Source organism: Bradyrhizobium sp. USDA 3315, from assembly GCF_054056795.1.
This window is the reverse complement of sequence record NZ_JBSRYP010000001.1, coordinates 7,069,730-7,084,053: the sequence shown is the minus strand read 5'-3', so window position 1 is coordinate 7,084,053 and position 14,324 is coordinate 7,069,730. Positions and strand designations below refer to the sequence as shown.

Annotated in this window: 12 protein-coding genes; 7 read left to right on the top strand and 5 right to left on the bottom strand. The window is 65.0% G+C overall.

Annotation, left to right across the window (positions count from 1 at the left end):
* Nucleotides 1-30: 30 nt before the first annotated feature.
* A complete protein-coding gene (locus tag ACVIYL_RS33255; protein ID WP_028332152.1) occupies nucleotides 31-525 on the bottom strand; it encodes an Lrp/AsnC family transcriptional regulator in 495 nt (164 codons plus the stop codon).
* Between the two features lie 2 nt (nucleotides 526-527).
* The gene (locus ACVIYL_RS33250) at nucleotides 528-1,181 is read right to left on the bottom strand and encodes a TetR/AcrR family transcriptional regulator (protein ID WP_253608716.1); all 654 of its coding nucleotides are present in this window, start codon (nucleotides 1,179-1,181) and stop codon (nucleotides 528-530) included.
* Nucleotides 1,182-1,373: 192 nt separating this feature from the next.
* Between ACVIYL_RS33250 and ACVIYL_RS33245 the strand changes: the two genes are divergently transcribed.
* The 4 genes from ACVIYL_RS33245 (at nucleotide 1,374) to ACVIYL_RS33230 (ending at nucleotide 7,215) form a co-directional block, all read left to right on the top strand.
* On the top strand, nucleotides 1,374-2,546 hold the full coding sequence (locus ACVIYL_RS33245) for an isovaleryl-CoA dehydrogenase (RefSeq protein ID WP_456780610.1): 1,173 nt from the start codon (nucleotides 1,374-1,376) through the stop codon (nucleotides 2,544-2,546).
* 129 nt (nucleotides 2,547-2,675) lie between these two features.
* On the top strand, nucleotides 2,676-4,280 hold the full coding sequence (locus ACVIYL_RS33240; protein WP_253608714.1) for a carboxyl transferase domain-containing protein: 1,605 nt from the start codon (nucleotides 2,676-2,678) through the stop codon (nucleotides 4,278-4,280).
* Between the two features lie 14 nt (nucleotides 4,281-4,294).
* A complete protein-coding gene (locus ACVIYL_RS33235; protein ID WP_253608713.1) occupies nucleotides 4,295-6,304 on the top strand; it encodes an acetyl/propionyl/methylcrotonyl-CoA carboxylase subunit alpha in 2,010 nt (669 codons plus the stop codon).
* A complete protein-coding gene (locus ACVIYL_RS33230) occupies nucleotides 6,301-7,215 on the top strand; it encodes a hydroxymethylglutaryl-CoA lyase (RefSeq protein WP_456780609.1) in 915 nt (304 codons plus the stop codon). The genes ACVIYL_RS33235 and ACVIYL_RS33230 overlap by 4 nt, the downstream gene beginning before the upstream one ends.
* 252 nt (nucleotides 7,216-7,467) lie before the next feature.
* On the opposite strand, the gene ACVIYL_RS33225 is transcribed toward ACVIYL_RS33230, so the two are convergent.
* Nucleotides 7,468-7,650 carry a hypothetical protein gene (locus ACVIYL_RS33225; protein ID WP_092083416.1) on the bottom strand — a complete coding sequence of 61 codons (183 nt, stop codon included), beginning with the start codon at nucleotides 7,648-7,650 and terminating at the stop codon, nucleotides 7,468-7,470.
* A gap of 488 nt (nucleotides 7,651-8,138) precedes the next feature.
* On the opposite strand from ACVIYL_RS33225, the gene ACVIYL_RS33220 reads away from it, so the two are divergent.
* The 3 genes from ACVIYL_RS33220 (at nucleotide 8,139) to ACVIYL_RS33210 (ending at nucleotide 12,900) form a co-directional block, all read left to right on the top strand.
* Entirely contained in the window at nucleotides 8,139-9,755 is a 1,617-nt protein-coding gene (locus ACVIYL_RS33220; RefSeq protein WP_456780608.1) for a diguanylate cyclase, read from the top strand.
* Between the two features lie 597 nt (nucleotides 9,756-10,352).
* Nucleotides 10,353-12,077, top strand: coding sequence for a dihydroxy-acid dehydratase (gene ilvD / locus ACVIYL_RS33215; RefSeq protein WP_253608710.1), 1,725 nt, complete (start codon nucleotides 10,353-10,355; stop codon nucleotides 12,075-12,077).
* Nucleotides 12,064-12,900 carry a tetratricopeptide repeat protein gene (locus ACVIYL_RS33210; protein WP_026192730.1) on the top strand — a complete coding sequence of 279 codons (837 nt, stop codon included), beginning with the start codon at nucleotides 12,064-12,066 and terminating at the stop codon, nucleotides 12,898-12,900. The genes ilvD and ACVIYL_RS33210 overlap by 14 nt, the downstream gene beginning before the upstream one ends.
* Nucleotides 12,901-12,921: 21 nt before the next feature.
* On the opposite strand, the gene xth is transcribed toward ACVIYL_RS33210, so the two are convergent.
* Complete coding sequence (xth, locus tag ACVIYL_RS33205; RefSeq protein ID WP_253608709.1) at nucleotides 12,922-13,719, bottom strand: exodeoxyribonuclease III; 798 nt, start codon at nucleotides 13,717-13,719, stop codon at nucleotides 12,922-12,924.
* A gap of 45 nt (nucleotides 13,720-13,764) precedes the next feature.
* Nucleotides 13,765-14,190, bottom strand: coding sequence for a GNAT family N-acetyltransferase (locus ACVIYL_RS33200; RefSeq protein ID WP_456780607.1), 426 nt, complete (start codon nucleotides 14,188-14,190; stop codon nucleotides 13,765-13,767).
* Nucleotides 14,191-14,324: the final 134 nt, after the last annotated feature.

Sequence of the window (14,324 nt, the reverse complement as noted above, 5' to 3'; positions counted from 1 at the left end):
GGACCCACTAAGTCCTGACTGGCGCCCGGATCAGCTCGCCGCGGGCGCGGCGAGGGCGCCCGGGATCGGCAGCGGCGCGTCCTTGGAGACGCCGAGCACCGGAAAGCTTCTGATCTTACGCACATTGGGCAGGCCGGCGAATTGCAGCAGCTGCTGGCGCATGTCGTCGACGCTGGGCGCGACGCATCGGAGCATGAAGTCGGCATCGCCCGAGATCCGCCAGCATTGCAGGAAGCGCGGCACGGCCGCCACATCAGCCTCGAACGCCTCGATCGCGCTCAGGGTCTGGCTGTCGAGCTGGATCAGCACGAAGGTCGTCACCTCATAGCCGAGCAGCCGCTCGTCCAGCGTGGCGCGGATCGCCTGGATCACGCCGCGGCTGCGCAGGGCGCGAACCCGGCGCAGGCAGGGCGGGGCGGTGATGCCGACCCGTTCGGCGAGCTCGTTGATCCTGATCCGGCCGTCCCGCTGCAACTCGGACAGGATCCGCAGATCGATGTCATCGAGCTGTGGGCGCTCGGTCACGGTCACGAGCCCGCCACGGCGGCGCGCCGGCTGTCGCTGCCGTGGCTCGCCTGGCCGATCGCAGCCCGCGGCGCGACGCCCGACAGCACCAGCTTCTCATGCGCCGCGATGATGGCGTCGCGGGTCAGCCGGCCGCCGGGGCGGTACCAGGTGCACAGCCCGGTGAGCAGCGCCAGGATCGCGAAGGTCGCGACCTGGATGTCGACCACCTCGAACGCGCCGTCCGCCGCCCCGTCGGTGAGGATCTGCGCCAGCCGCTGCTCATAGGCGCCGCGCAGCGCCACCACCGCGTCGTAGTTCTTCGCATCGAGGCTGCGCAGCTCGGAATTGGCGATGAAGACCTCGCGCTTGCGGGTCATGTGGTAGGTGACGTGGAACGCGACAAAGGCGCGCAGCTTCTCGACCGGATCGGCCTTGCCCTCGAGCGCAAGATCAAGCTCGCGCAGCAAATCGTTGATATGGTCCTGGACCAGATCGAACAGCAGGTCCTGCTTGGTTGAGATATGGTTGTAGAGTGAGCCTGCCTGGATGCCGACCTCGGCGGCGAGCTGGCGCAGGCTCATGGCCTCGTAACCGTGCTCGAAGATCAGGCGCACGCCGGCCTTGCGGATCGCCTCCAGCGTGGTGGGGCCGTGTGAGCCGATCGTGCGTGCCATCGGGGCCTCGGAGGGTGTTGGCTTGCCAGGGAGGACCAGGAAACAAGCGAACGACCGTATGTATATCGCATGAAATCCCAGTGAATTCAATGAACTGCGGATTTCGCCCGCAAACCATAGCACGATTGCTTGCGAAGCCAAGAAAAAAACGTATGATCGTTTAATTGCAAGATGAATCTCACGGGAGGGATCATGGCCTCGAACCAGGCGGCAATCTTCAATTTCGACCTTGGCGAGACCGCGGATGCGATCCGCGAGACGGTGCATGATTTCTCGACCAACGAGATCGCGCCGCGCGCCGCCGAGATCGACCGCAGCAACCAGTTTCCGCGCGACCTCTGGCCCCGGATCGGCGCGCTCGGCCTGCACGGCATCACCGTCGAGGAGGAGTATGGCGGCTCGGGCCTCGGCTATCTCGAGCACTGCATCGCGGTCGAGGAGATCTCGCGGGCGTCGGCCTCGGTCGGCCTGTCCTACGGCGCCCATTCCAACCTTTGCGTCAACCAGATCCGCCGCAACGGCAATGAGGCGCAGAAGCGCAAATACCTGCCGAAGCTGATCTCCGGCGAGCATGTCGGCTCGCTCGCGATGTCGGAGCCGTCGGCGGGCTCGGACGTGGTCTCGATGAAGACGCGCGCCGACAAGAAGGCCGACCGCTTCGTCCTCAACGGCAACAAGATGTGGATCACCAATGGCCCGGTCGCCGATACGCTGGTGGTCTACGCCAAGACCGATCCGAACGCCGGCCCGCGCGGCATCACCGCCTTCATCATCGAAAAGGGCATGAAGGGATTTTCCACCGCGCAGAAGCTCGACAAGCTCGGCATGCGCGGCTCCGACACCTGCGAACTGGTGTTCGAGGATTGCGAGGTGCCGGAGGAGAACGTGCTCTCCGAGGTCGGCCGCGGCGTCAACGTGCTGATGAGTGGTCTCGACTACGAGCGCGCGGTGCTGGCGGCGGGGCCGATCGGCATCATGCAGGCCTGTATGGACGTGGTGCTGCCCTACGTGCACGAGCGCAAGCAGTTCGGCGAGCCGATCGGCTCGTTCCAGCTGGTGCAGGGCAAGGTCGCCGACATGTACACCACGATGAACGCCTCGCGCGCCTATGTTTACGCGGTGGCGAAGGCCTGCGATCGCGGCGAGACCACGCGCGAGGACGCCGCCGGCGCCATCCTCTACGCCGCGGAGAAAGCCACCCAGTGCGCGCTGGATGCGATCCAGCTGCTGGGCGGCAACGGCTACATCAACGACTATCCGACCGGCCGCTTGCTGCGCGACGCAAAACTCTACGAGATCGGCGCTGGCACCAGCGAGATCCGCCGCATGCTGATCGGCCGCGAGCTGTTCGCCAAGACAGCCTGATGTCTTCTCCCTCGCCCCGCGCTTGCGGGGAGAGGGGCTGTCACCGCACCAGTGGTGGCAGTTGTGCTCGCCCCGGCACGATAATTGACCTTGAACCCTACCGATACTCCAACGAAACGTGCAACACCGATGCCGCTTCATTCGACGATCGATCCCACATCTTCTGAATTTGCCCGCAACGCCGAGGTGATGCGCGGCCTGGTCGCGGAGCTCCGCGGCAAGCTCAACCAGGTGGCCGGCGGCGGCGGCGAGACCTCGCGCAAGCGGCACACCTCGCGCGGCAAGATGCTGGCGCGCGATCGTGTCGATCTCCTGGTCGATCCCGGCACCGCGTTCCTCGAGTTGTCGCCGCTCGCCGCCAACGGGCTCTATGGCAGTGACGTGCATTCCGCCAGCGTCATCACCGGCGTCGGGCGCATCGCGGGGCGCGAGTGCATCATCGTCGCCAACGACGCCACCATCAAGGGCGGCACCTATTACCCGATGACGGTGAAGAAGCATCTGCGCGCCCAGGACATCGCGCGGCAGAACAATCTGCCCTGCGTCTACATGGTGGATTCCGGCGGCGCCTTCCTGCCGCTGCAGGACGAGATCTTTCCCGACGAGCGGCATTTCGGCCGCATCTTCTACAACCAGGCCCAGATGTCGTCGCAGGGCATCCCGCAGATCGCGATCGTGATGGGCTCCTGCACCGCTGGCGGCGCCTATGTGCCGGCGATGTCCGACGAGAGCATCATCGTGCGGAATCAAGGCACGATCTTCCTCGGTGGTCCGCCGCTGGTGAAGGCGGCGACCGGCGAGGTCGTCACCGCCGAAGAGCTCGGCGGCGCCGATGTGCACTCGCGCCAGTCGGGCGTGACCGATCATTATGCGCAGAACGACGCCCACGCGATCGGGATCGCGCGCCGCATCGTGGCGACTCTGAAGCAGCCGGTGAAGGCACAGCTCAACATGCGTTCCCCGCAGGATCCGCTGTTTCCGGCCGAGGAGATCTACGGCGTGGTCTCCGCCGACGGCAGAAAACCGTTCGACGTGCACGACATCATCGCGCGGATCGTCGACGGCTCCGAATTCGACGAGTTCAAGAAGCTCTACGGCACCACGCTGATCTGCGGCTTCGCCCATATCTTTGGCTATCCGGTCGGCATCATCGCCAACAACGGCATCCTGTTCAGCGAGAGCTCGCTGAAGGGCGCGCATTTCATCGAGCTGTGCTGCCAGCGCGGCATTCCGCTGGTGTTCCTGCAGAACATCACCGGCTTCATGGTCGGCAAGAAATACGAGGCGGGCGGCATCGCGCGCGATGGCGCCAAGCTGGTGACGGCGGTCGCCACCGCCGGCGTGCCGAAATTCACCGTCGTGATCGGCGGCTCCTACGGCGCCGGCAATTACGGCATGTGCGGCCGCGCCTACAGCCCGCGCTTCCTCTGGCTGTGGCCGAATGCGCGCATCTCGGTGATGGGCGGCGAGCAGGCCTCGATGGTGCTGAGCCAGGTGCGGCGCGACGGCATCGAGGCCAAGGGCGAGAGCTGGTCGGCGGAAGAGGAAGACAAGTTCCGCGAGCCGATCCGCGCGCAATACGAGAAGCAGGGCAATCCCTATTACGCCACGGCGCGGCTGTGGGATGACGGCGTGATCGATCCGGCCGATACGCGCCTCGTGCTCGGGCTTGGGCTGTCGGCGGCGGCGAACGCGCCGATCGAGCCAACGAAATTCGGCCTGTTCAGGATGTGACCCAGGATCTGATCATGGACCGCTCAAAACTCACCCGGCGTTTCCGCACGCTTCTGATCGCCAACCGCGGCGAGATCGCCTGCCGCGTCATCCGCTCGGCGCGCGCCATGGGGCTGCGCACCGTCGCGGTTTATTCCGAGGCCGACCGCGGCGCGATGCATGTCGCGCTCGCCGACGAGGCGGTGCTGCTCGGTCCGGCCCGGGCGCGCGACAGCTATCTCAGCATCGAGCGCGTCATCGCCGCCGCCAAGGAGACCGGCGCCGAGGCGGTGCATCCCGGCTACGGCTTCCTGTCTGAAAATGCCGAGTTCGCGCAGGCCTGCCTCGAGGCCGGTCTGGTGTTCGTCGGCCCGACCGCCGAGATGATGACGGCGATGGGCTCGAAGTCCGGCTCGAAGGCGCTGATGGAGAAGGCCGGCGTGCCGCTGGTGCCGGGCTATCACGGCGAGGCGCAGGACGAGGCGACGCTGGCAGAAGCCGCCAACCGGATCGGCTTCCCGGTGCTGGTGAAGGCGTCGGCCGGCGGCGGCGGCCGCGGCATGCGTGTGGTCAATTCGGCGGCTGAGCTCACGGCCGCGATCACCAGCGCCAAGCGCGAGGCCAAGGCGGCGTTCGGCGACGACCGCATGCTGATCGAGAAATACGTGCAGAACCCGCGCCACATCGAGGTGCAGATCATCGGCGACAGCCACGGCAATCTGCTCTCGCTGTGGGAGCGCGAATGCACGCTGCAGCGCCGCCACCAGAAGGTGATCGAGGAGGCGCCGTCGCCGACGCTGAACGCCGCGCAACGCGAGACGGTTTGCGAGGCCGCCCGCAAGGCCGCCGGCGCGGTCAACTATATCGGCGCCGGCACCATCGAGTTCGTCTCCGACGGCAAGGACGTGTTCTTCATCGAGATGAACACCCGCCTGCAGGTCGAGCATCCCATCACCGAGCTGATCACCGGCGTCGATCTCGTTGAATGGCAGCTGCGCGTCGCTTTCGGCGAGGCGCTGCCGCTGAAGCAGGACGAGATCAAACTGAACGGGCATGCCATCGAGGCGCGCGTTTACGCCGAAAATCCGCAGAAGAACTTCATGCCCTCGGTCGGCCGCATCAAGACCTGGCGGACGCCGCCGGAAGGCGACGGCCTGCGCATCGATGCCGGCTATCGCAGTGGCGATAACGTCTCGCCTTACTATGACGCGATGCTCGCCAAGGTGATCGCCTGGGCGCCAACGCGCGAGGGCGCGATCGACAAGCTCAATCGCGGGCTGCAGGAAACCGATGTCCGCGGCATCGTCACCAATATCCCGTTCCTGTCGGCGCTGGTGACGCATCCGGACACACAAGCCAATGCGATCGACACCGGCTTCATCGAGCGCGAGCTAAAGAACCTGACATCGGGTACCGGCACGGCCGGCGAGTTCGAGCTCTGCGCGGCAGTCGCCGCAATCGTCAACGACGAGCAAAAGGCGGCGCAGCGCGAGGCCAACTCGCCCTGGCAGGCGTTCGGCTGGATGCCGGTCGGCCGCCGGCAGCGGGTGTTTTCGTTCCGGCAGGGCCATGGGCCCGCGCAGACGATCACGCTGCACTATGGCAACGGACCGTCGACGCTCACGGTCGGCGGGCGCGAACTCGTCTTCGCCATCTCGTCAGCCGGCGATGACGGCTTTGACCTGACGCTCAAGGGCCTCAAGTCGCGTATTGCCTCGGTCATCGAGGGCCACGAGCTTTACTTGCGCACCCGCAACGGCCGCTTCGACCTGCACTGGGTCGATCCGTTCGGCGGCGAGAGCGAGGAGCAGGTCGGCGAGGACAAGATCGTGGCGCCCTTGCCGGGCACCGTGGTCGCGCTGCTGGCCGAGGAGGGCGCGAGCTTGGAGAAGGGCGCCCCGATCCTGACGCTCGAAGTGATGAAGATGGAGCAGACCCTGCGCGCGCCCTATGCCGGGGTGCTGAAGAAGCTCAAATGCAAGGTCGGCGACATCGTCGGCGAGGGCGTCGAGCTTGCCGAAGTCGAACCTGCGGCCGCGTCATGAGCGATCAGATCCAACTCATCGAGATGGGGCCGCGCGACGGCCTGCAGAACGAGAAGACGCCGGTCAGCGTCGAGGCGCGCATCGCCTTCGTCGAGGCGCTGGTGGCGGCCGGGCTCAATACCGTCGAGGTCGGCGCCTTCGTGTCGCCGAAGGCGATCCCGCAGATGGCGAGCTCCGATCAGGTGCTGCGCGGCGTCAGCCACATCAAGGGCGCCGAATTCCACGTGCTGGTGCCGAACGAGAAGGGCTATGACGCCGCGCGCGCGGCCGGCGCCGAGGTGGTCTCGGTGTTCGCGGCGGCCTCCGAAGGCTTCTCGCGCGCCAATATCAATTGCTCGGTCGCGGAATCGATCGAGCGCTTCAAGCCGGTGCTGGCGCGCGCCAAGGCCGACGGCGTCAAGGTGCGTGGCTATATCTCCTGTGTGCTCGGCTGTCCGTTCGACGGCGAGATCAAGCCGAAGGCGGTCGCCGACCTCGCGGTGACGCTGTGGGATCTCGGCTGCTACGAGATCTCGCTTGGCGACACCATCGGGGTCGGCACGCCGCTGAAGGCCAAACGGATGCTGCGTGCGGTCGGTTCTGAGTTGCCGATCGGCAACCTCGCGATGCACTTCCACGACACCTACGGCCAGGCGCTCGCCAATCTCTACGCCGGCATGGAGGAGGGCGTCCGCGTCATCGATGCCGCCGCCGGCGGTCTCGGCGGCTGCCCCTACGCCCCCGGCGCCACCGGCAACGTCGCGACCGAGGACGTCGCCTACATGCTCGAGGGCATGGGCGTGAAGACCGGGATCGATATGGACAGACTGCTGGCCGCGACCAACGAGATGGCCGGCTTGCTCGGCCGTCCGCCGGTCAGCCGTGTTGCGTCCGCGCTCAACGCGAAGCGTACGCGGCTCGCCAAATCGTAAATTGTGGGATGCTTGGAGCGATTTGGGATTGCAGCCGCCTCAATCTTCGGCGGTCGCGCCCGGAGTTATGCGCTGCGAAGCGCAGATTCAAGGCACATAGTCGCGCCCCTGGCTTGCGCAATCTGGGCTCCCGAAGCTGGACTCTCGACCCATATGCGCATGGTGCGACAGCGCTTCGCGCTATCGCCGCCCTCCTTGAGGGCGTTTCCTCCCTAGACTTGGGCCGCTTGTTGTTTCGAGCGGCCCTTTTTCTTACGCCGCCGGAGCATTGACCGTCGCGATCACGGCCCTCATATCGGTCGCCAGCTCGCGATAGTGCCCGCCCAGCCGCTGGTATAGCTCGCGGTTGCTCCCATCCAGCGTCCTGCTAGCGATCAGCTCGCATTCGTCGGCGAGGATCTCAAATCGTTCCAGTTTTGCTTGGAGAGCAGACATGGCGGGCGTTTCCCTGACACCGTTACTGAGGGAGTTGCGACGCTACTACTCGGACTGCGTCTAACACAGCATAATTATAGGGTAGAATTAAATTCTTCCCGGCAGCGACTTTGACCGATTGATGGGAGCGGACTTGTCCGCCGTAGCTCTAACAGCGAAGGCGGAAGCGCATGAGCGTTTCGAGGAATTCCGGAGGCAAATCGCAGCGCTCGGTATGAGGTGAGCAACTGACGATGCGGCGGAGCCGTAATCGGATCGGTAGTGCGCAGCGAAGCCCATCAATTCAGTATCCGCGGCGCAAATGATGGGTATCGCTTCGCTCTACCCTATGAGCGAGTCCTTCCGCCGGATGGAACCCGTTTTGCGGCGCACACAGCCGCCGTCATCGGCTCGGCTCCCGATTAAACCCTCCCGAAAGCGTTCATGGCTTGGTGACTCAAACGTGCTGAGGTGAGAGGGCTCGCAATTGCTCCAGGTGGATTCTCGCCATGTCCGGACAGGTGTCAGCTTCCCGCGGCCGAACGTTTCTGGCCGGAAAGATCGTCTTCAATTTCGGCCGGTCGGCCTTCGACTGCACGGTCCGCCAGCTCACGGAGACGGGCGCCACCGTGGAATTCGAAAGTGTCGTAGGCATTCCCGATCACATTCAACTGTTGCTCGTCGGCAGCAATCAGGTGAAGCCATGCAAACGGCTGTGGCAATCGGACCGCCAGCTCGGCCTGGCTTTTGAAGAGCAGCAGGCCAACGCTGCGGCGCCCACGCCTGCCGCTCCTGCGCCGGCCGCCATTCCGGAGCGGCGCAGCGGCGATATTCTGCGCGGGCACATGCTGGCGCTGCGCGCGGCGCTCGATCAGATACCCGTCGGCATCCTGCTGTTGGACGTGGAGCTGAAGGCCCAGTTCATCAACCGCGCGTTTCGGAACATGTGGCGGCTTCCGGACGAGGTGGCCGACCGCAACCCCAGCTTAACCGACCTGATGCATCACGGCTGCAAGACGATGGCCTACGAGCTGCCGGCCGCGCAGCTCGAAGCCTATGTTGCCGAGCGCGTCCGCCTCGTGAACGTCGGGGACCCGAGCCCGATCGATCTCAGGCGCAGCAATGGCGACGTGGTTCGATGTCAGTGCACGCCGCTGCCCGACGGCGGCCGGATGGTGAGCTACACGCCCGTGACCGACATCGTGCGCGCGTCCGACAAGCTGAAGGTGCTGACCGGCGCGCTCGAGACTGTGGAGGACGGCGTCGTCCTGCTCGACCGCGATCTCAATGCGATCTTCCTCAATCGGCGAATGCGGGAATTCTGGGAGGTGAGCGAGGAGGAGGTCGCGCGGCATCCGGCATACATCACACTGCTCACGCGCAACCGCCGCGCCGTTCCGACGGGCGCGACCCCGGAGCAGATCAGGGCCTTTCCTGCGAAGCGGATTGCGGAGATCAAGGCAGGCGATCACAAGCGCGACGTGCAGACGCCGGACGGCCGCCATATCAGGATCCATTGCTCGACGATGGCAAACGGCGGTCGCATGCTGACCTTCGTCGACGTGACCGATCTCGTACGCAACGCACGGCAGCTGGAGGTGCTCGCGACCACCGATCCGCTCACCGGATTGTTCAACCGTCGGCACTTCCTGGCGACGCTGGATGCGGAGTGGAGCCGGTTCCAGCGCTACTATCGTTCGGTATCTGTGCTGATGGTCGATATCGATCACTTCAAGAGCATCAATGACCGCTTCGGACATGCGGTCGGTGACGAGGCCATCAAGGCTGTTGCCGGGATATGCATTCGGGGCAAGCGCAAGTCCGACGTCGTCGGCCGCGTTGGAGGCGAGGAGTTCGCCGTCTTGCTGCCGGAGACCACATTGTCGCGCGCTCGAACCGTCGCCGAGCGCATCCGCAAGAGGGCGGAAGCGCTGTCGTTGAGGGCTGATGATCGACTGGTGCCACTGACAGTGAGCATCGGCGTTGCCGAGGCCCTCACAAGCATGCCCGGGATTGATGCCCTGACGAAGGCCGCCGATGCGGCGCTCTACCAGGCCAAGGAGCACGGCCGGAATCGTACGGAGTGCTGGTCACCTCCGTCGCCACCGAAGCTGGCCGCCGGGTAAATTGCAGGATGGAGGGACTTGTCCGCCGTAGCCCGAAGAGCGAAGGCTGAAGCGATACGCCCATCGCGTCACCGCGAATTGGATGACATCGCTGCGCATCGGTGGAACGACGAGTACCATCCATAACACCCGCTGCGGAGTATGGGTCCCGGCCTTCGCCGGGACGACGGCGGAGGACGTGTCCTCTCGGCTCAGCAACTGGCGCCTCTCGAATACTGGATCACTCGCACGCGCACGCGGGTGATGACACCGAATACGCTGTTTGACAGTTGAATCCGTGAGCAGGGGCTGGCCTTTCCCGCTACTCCAGCGGGTTCCATCACAAGGCGGCAATCTATCGGCTATGTGGTCGGGCCCGCGTCTGGTTCCTATAAGGACTGATAATACATGGTTGCCTGGCGGCCACGATTGTTGCGATGTTGCAACGGTGCTTGAACATTTAACCTTAAAAGCACCCGGTCCGCACTCGCGCCGCTTTTTAGCCACACCCCGACATGAAAGGATATTCACGTAGCTGAATAGCCAGCGCTCCGACGACGGGACATTTTTTCGGGTTCCGGCGTTGATGGAGGAAAGAGCGCCGGGAACAGGGTCGCGATGGACGCCAAGACGAACATCAAGGGCAGGCTGCCCAGCCGTCACGTGACGGAGGGCCCCGAGCGCGCACCGCACCGGTCCTATCTTTATGCGATGGGGCTGACGACAGCCCAGATTCATCAACCCTTTGTCGGCGTTGCTTCATGTTGGAATGAAGCCGCTCCCTGCAACATCTCGCTGATGCGCCAGGCGCAGGCGGTGAAGAAGGGCGTGGCCTCGGCCGGCGGCACGCCGCGCGAGTTCTGCACCATCACCGTCACCGACGGGATCGCGATGGGTCATGACGGCATGCGCTCGTCGCTGCCGTCGCGCGAATGCATCGCCGATTCGGTCGAACTGACGGTCCGCGGCCACTCCTATGACGCGCTGGTCGGGCTCGCCGGCTGCGACAAGTCGCTGCCGGGCATGATGATGGCGATGGTCCGCCTCAATGTTCCGTCGATCTTCATCTATGGCGGCTCGATCCTGCCCGGCAACTTCCGCGGCCAGCCGGTCACCGTCCAGGACATGTTCGAGGCGGTTGGCAAGCACTCGGTCGGCGCCATGTCGGACGAGGACCTCGACGAGATCGAGCGGGTGGCGTGCCCGTCGGCCGGCGCCTGCGGCGCCCAGTTCACCGCCAACACCATGGCGACCGTCTCCGAGGCGATCGGACTCGCGCTCCCGTATTCCGCCGGGGCTCCGGCGCCCTACGAGATCCGCGACTCCTTCTGCGCCGCCGCCGGCGAGAAGGTGATGGAGCTGATCGAGAAAAACATCCGGCCCCGCGACATCGTCACCCGCGAAGCCCTTGAAAATGCTGCGGCCGTGGTTGCAGCCTCAGGTGGTTCGACCAATGCTGCGCTGCACCTGCCGGCGATCGCCCATGAGTGCGGCATTAAATTCAATTTGTTCGACGTTGCCGAAATCTTCAAAAAGACTCCTTACGTCGCGGATTTGAAGCCGGGCGGCCGTTATGTTGCCAAAGACATGTTTGAAGTAGGTGGCATTCCGCTGCTGATGAAGACGCTGCTCGACAATGGCCACCTGCACGGGAATTGCCTGACCGTCACTGGCCGAACGATCGCCGAAAACCTCAAAAGCGTGAAATGGAATCCGCACCAGGATGTGGTGCGGCCCGCCGACAATCCGATCACCGTGACGGGTGGCGTTGTCGGGCTAAAGGGTAATCTCGCTCCGGAGGGTGCGATCGTGAAGGTCGCGGGAATGTCCAACCTGAGGTTTACCGGTCCGGCCCGGTGCTTCGACCGCGAGGAAGACGCCTTCGAGGCGGTGCAGAAGCGCACCTACAGGGAAGGCGAGGTGATCGTGATCCGCTATGAGGGGCCGAAGGGCGGTCCCGGCATGCGGGAGATGCTGGCGACCACGGCGGCACTGACCGGGCAGGGGATGGGCGGCAAGATCGCCCTGATCACCGATGGCCGGTTCTCCGGCGCCACCCGTGGCTTCTGCATCGGACATATTGGACCTGAAGCGGCCGTCGGCGGGCCGATCGGGTTGTTGCAAGACGGCGACATCATCGAGATCGATGCGGTCTCCGGCACCCTTAACGTAAATTTGAGCGACGCCGAACTCGCAAATCGTAAGACCAAATGGGCCCCTCGCGCGACGAACCATACATCTGGTGCGCTGTGGAAGTACGCCGAGCAAGTGGGGCCGGCGGTAGATGGCGCAGTCACCCATCCGGGTGGCGCGTACGAGAAACAGTGTTATGCGGACGTTTAGGCGTACGATATTGGCGTTTGCGTTAGGGGCCATCCCGGTGGCGGGCCCCGGATTCGGATTCGACGGCGCCCCGGTCAACCCACAAGATACGGTTCTTCCTGTGGTTTCCCCGCAGCCGGGGACCGCCGGCGCGCTGAAACGGGCCGCCACCCCGGTGGCGCCTGCGGCGACCTCGCCGACCTCGTCGTTCAGCACGCTGCAGTACCAGGCCGAAGGCGGCCACCCCGTGGCGCAGTGGAAGCTCGGCAAGATGTACGCCGAGGGCGACGGCGTCATCCAGGACGACATGCGCGCCTTCGAGTATTTCAGCCGGATCGCCAATGCGCATGCCGAGGATTCCCCGTCGGCGCCGCAGGCCTCGATCGTGGCCAACGCCTTCGTCGCGCTCGGCCGCTACTATCTGAGCGGCATTCCCAATTCCAAGGTCAAGGCGGACACCGAGCGGGCGCGGGAGATGTTCTCCTATGCCGCATCCTATTTCGGCAATGCCGACGCCCAGTATGATCTTGCCCGGCTCTACCTGAAGACGCCGGACGCCTCGCGGGACGACTTCCGCTACGGCGCGCGCTGGCTCGGCCTTGCCGCCCAGAAGGGCCAGCATCAGGCGCAGGCGCTGCTCGGCCAGATGCTGTTCAACGGCGACCGCCTGCCGCCGCAGCGGGCACGCGGCCTGATGTGGCTGACGCTGGCGCGCGACAGCGCGACGCCGGATGAGGCCTGGATCAAGGAAAGCTACAACCGGGCGATCGCCAAGGCCTCCGAGGACGATCGCGCGATGGCGCTGCAGATGCTCGAGCACTGGGTGCAGGGCCGCCGGGATTGAACTTCCGGCCGGCCGGCGGGGTCAGGCGATCTCGAAATCGAGATCGGCCCAGACCGGGACGTGGTCGGACGGCTTCTCCCAGGCCCGGACATAGCTGTCGATGCCGACGTCGATCAGCCGGTCGCTCGCTTGTGCCGACATCAACAGGTGGTCGATGCGCAGGCCCCAGTTCTTCTGCCAGGCGCCGGCCTGGTAGTCCCAGAAGGTGTACTGGCCCGGCTCGTCATTGACCGCCCGCAGCGCGTCGGTCAGGCCGAGGCCGAGCAGCGACTGGAAGGCCTCGCGGGTGGCGGGGCGGAACAGGGCGTCATCGGCCCAGGCGGCGGGATTGTAGACGTCGCGCGCGGCCGGGATGACGTTGAAGTCGCCGGCCAGGATCAACGGCTCCTCGGCCCTAAGCCGCTCCTTCGAATACTCAAAAAGCCGCGACATCCACTTGAGCTTGTACGGATATTTGTCGGTATTGGCGGGGTTGCCATTGGGCAGGTAAAGGCACGCGACCCGGATCACGCCCTGCTTCAGCGTGACGACGCCTTCGAGGAAGCGGGCATGGGCGTCCTCGTCGTCGCCGGCGAGGCCCGATTTGGTCTCGTCGAACGGCAGCTTCGACAGCAGCGCGACGCCGTTGAAGGTCTTCTGGCCGTGCGTGACGACATTGTACCCGAGCGCCTCGACCTCGAGGCGGGGAAACGCATCATCGACGCATTTGATCTCCTGCAGACAGACGATGTCGGGGGAGCACTCCTTCAGCCAGCTGACCAGAAGCTCGATCCGTTGCCGGACCGAGTTGACGTTCCACGTAGCGATGCGAACTGCCATCGGACTTCCTTCATTGTGGGGGAACGTGACCGAGCGCCGCCCCGCTTAGACCAAGCGCTTCCGCATCTCGATGTGCGGGATGCCGGCCTCCTCGAATTCCGCGCCGATCCGCTCGAAGCCGACGCGCGCGTAGAACGGCTCCGCGTGCGTCTGCGCGTTGAGGATCAGTTCCGGATAGCCGAGTTCGGCCGCCTTGGCCATCAGCGCGTCCAGCACGCGGGCGCCTACGCCTGTGCCGCGCGCCGCTTTGAGCACGGCCATGCGGCCGATATGACCGTCCGGCAGCAGCCGGCCCGTGGCCAAGGGCGCACCGTCGTCGGCGAACGCCGGCGCATGCCAGCTCGATGCGTCCATGTCGTCCCATTCCAGTTCTACCGGCACCCGCTGTTCCTCGACGAAGACGCTGTAGCGGATGGCACGGGAGCGTTCGCGAGCTTCTTCCCAGGGGCAGACAAGGACGGAGGTGGACATAAGGTCGCGATTCGAAAGCTCAATGAAGCAGAACGGATGCGGCCCGGTTACTCAAAACGTCCGGCGATGCGCATGCAAATCACCGGATTGAAGCCGCACTATTTCACTTAGGTGGCATACCATGGGCGGTCCGC

What these genes read in the sequence shown, in the direction of transcription:
- ACVIYL_RS33240 (WP_253608714.1), top strand. Translation starts at nt 2,676, where the DNA reads ATGCCGCTTCATTCGACGATCGATCCCACATCTTCTGAATTTGCCCGC.
- xth (WP_253608709.1), bottom strand. Translation starts at nt 13,719, where the DNA reads ATGGCAGTTCGCATCGCTACGTGGAACGTCAACTCGGTCCGGCAACGG.
- ACVIYL_RS33225 (WP_092083416.1), bottom strand. Translation starts at nt 7,650, where the DNA reads ATGTCTGCTCTCCAAGCAAAACTGGAACGATTTGAGATCCTCGCCGAC.
- ilvD (WP_253608710.1), top strand. Translation starts at nt 10,353, where the DNA reads ATGGACGCCAAGACGAACATCAAGGGCAGGCTGCCCAGCCGTCACGTG.
- ACVIYL_RS33210 (WP_026192730.1), top strand. Translation starts at nt 12,064, where the DNA reads ATGCGGACGTTTAGGCGTACGATATTGGCGTTTGCGTTAGGGGCCATC.
- ACVIYL_RS33250 (WP_253608716.1), bottom strand. Translation starts at nt 1,181, where the DNA reads ATGGCACGCACGATCGGCTCACACGGCCCCACCACGCTGGAGGCGATC.
- ACVIYL_RS33230 (WP_456780609.1), top strand. Translation starts at nt 6,301, where the DNA reads ATGAGCGATCAGATCCAACTCATCGAGATGGGGCCGCGCGACGGCCTG.
- ACVIYL_RS33235 (WP_253608713.1), top strand. Translation starts at nt 4,295, where the DNA reads ATGGACCGCTCAAAACTCACCCGGCGTTTCCGCACGCTTCTGATCGCC.
- ACVIYL_RS33200 (WP_456780607.1), bottom strand. Translation starts at nt 14,190, where the DNA reads ATGTCCACCTCCGTCCTTGTCTGCCCCTGGGAAGAAGCTCGCGAACGC.
- ACVIYL_RS33245 (WP_456780610.1), top strand. Translation starts at nt 1,374, where the DNA reads ATGGCCTCGAACCAGGCGGCAATCTTCAATTTCGACCTTGGCGAGACC.
- ACVIYL_RS33220 (WP_456780608.1), top strand. Translation starts at nt 8,139, where the DNA reads ATGTCCGGACAGGTGTCAGCTTCCCGCGGCCGAACGTTTCTGGCCGGA.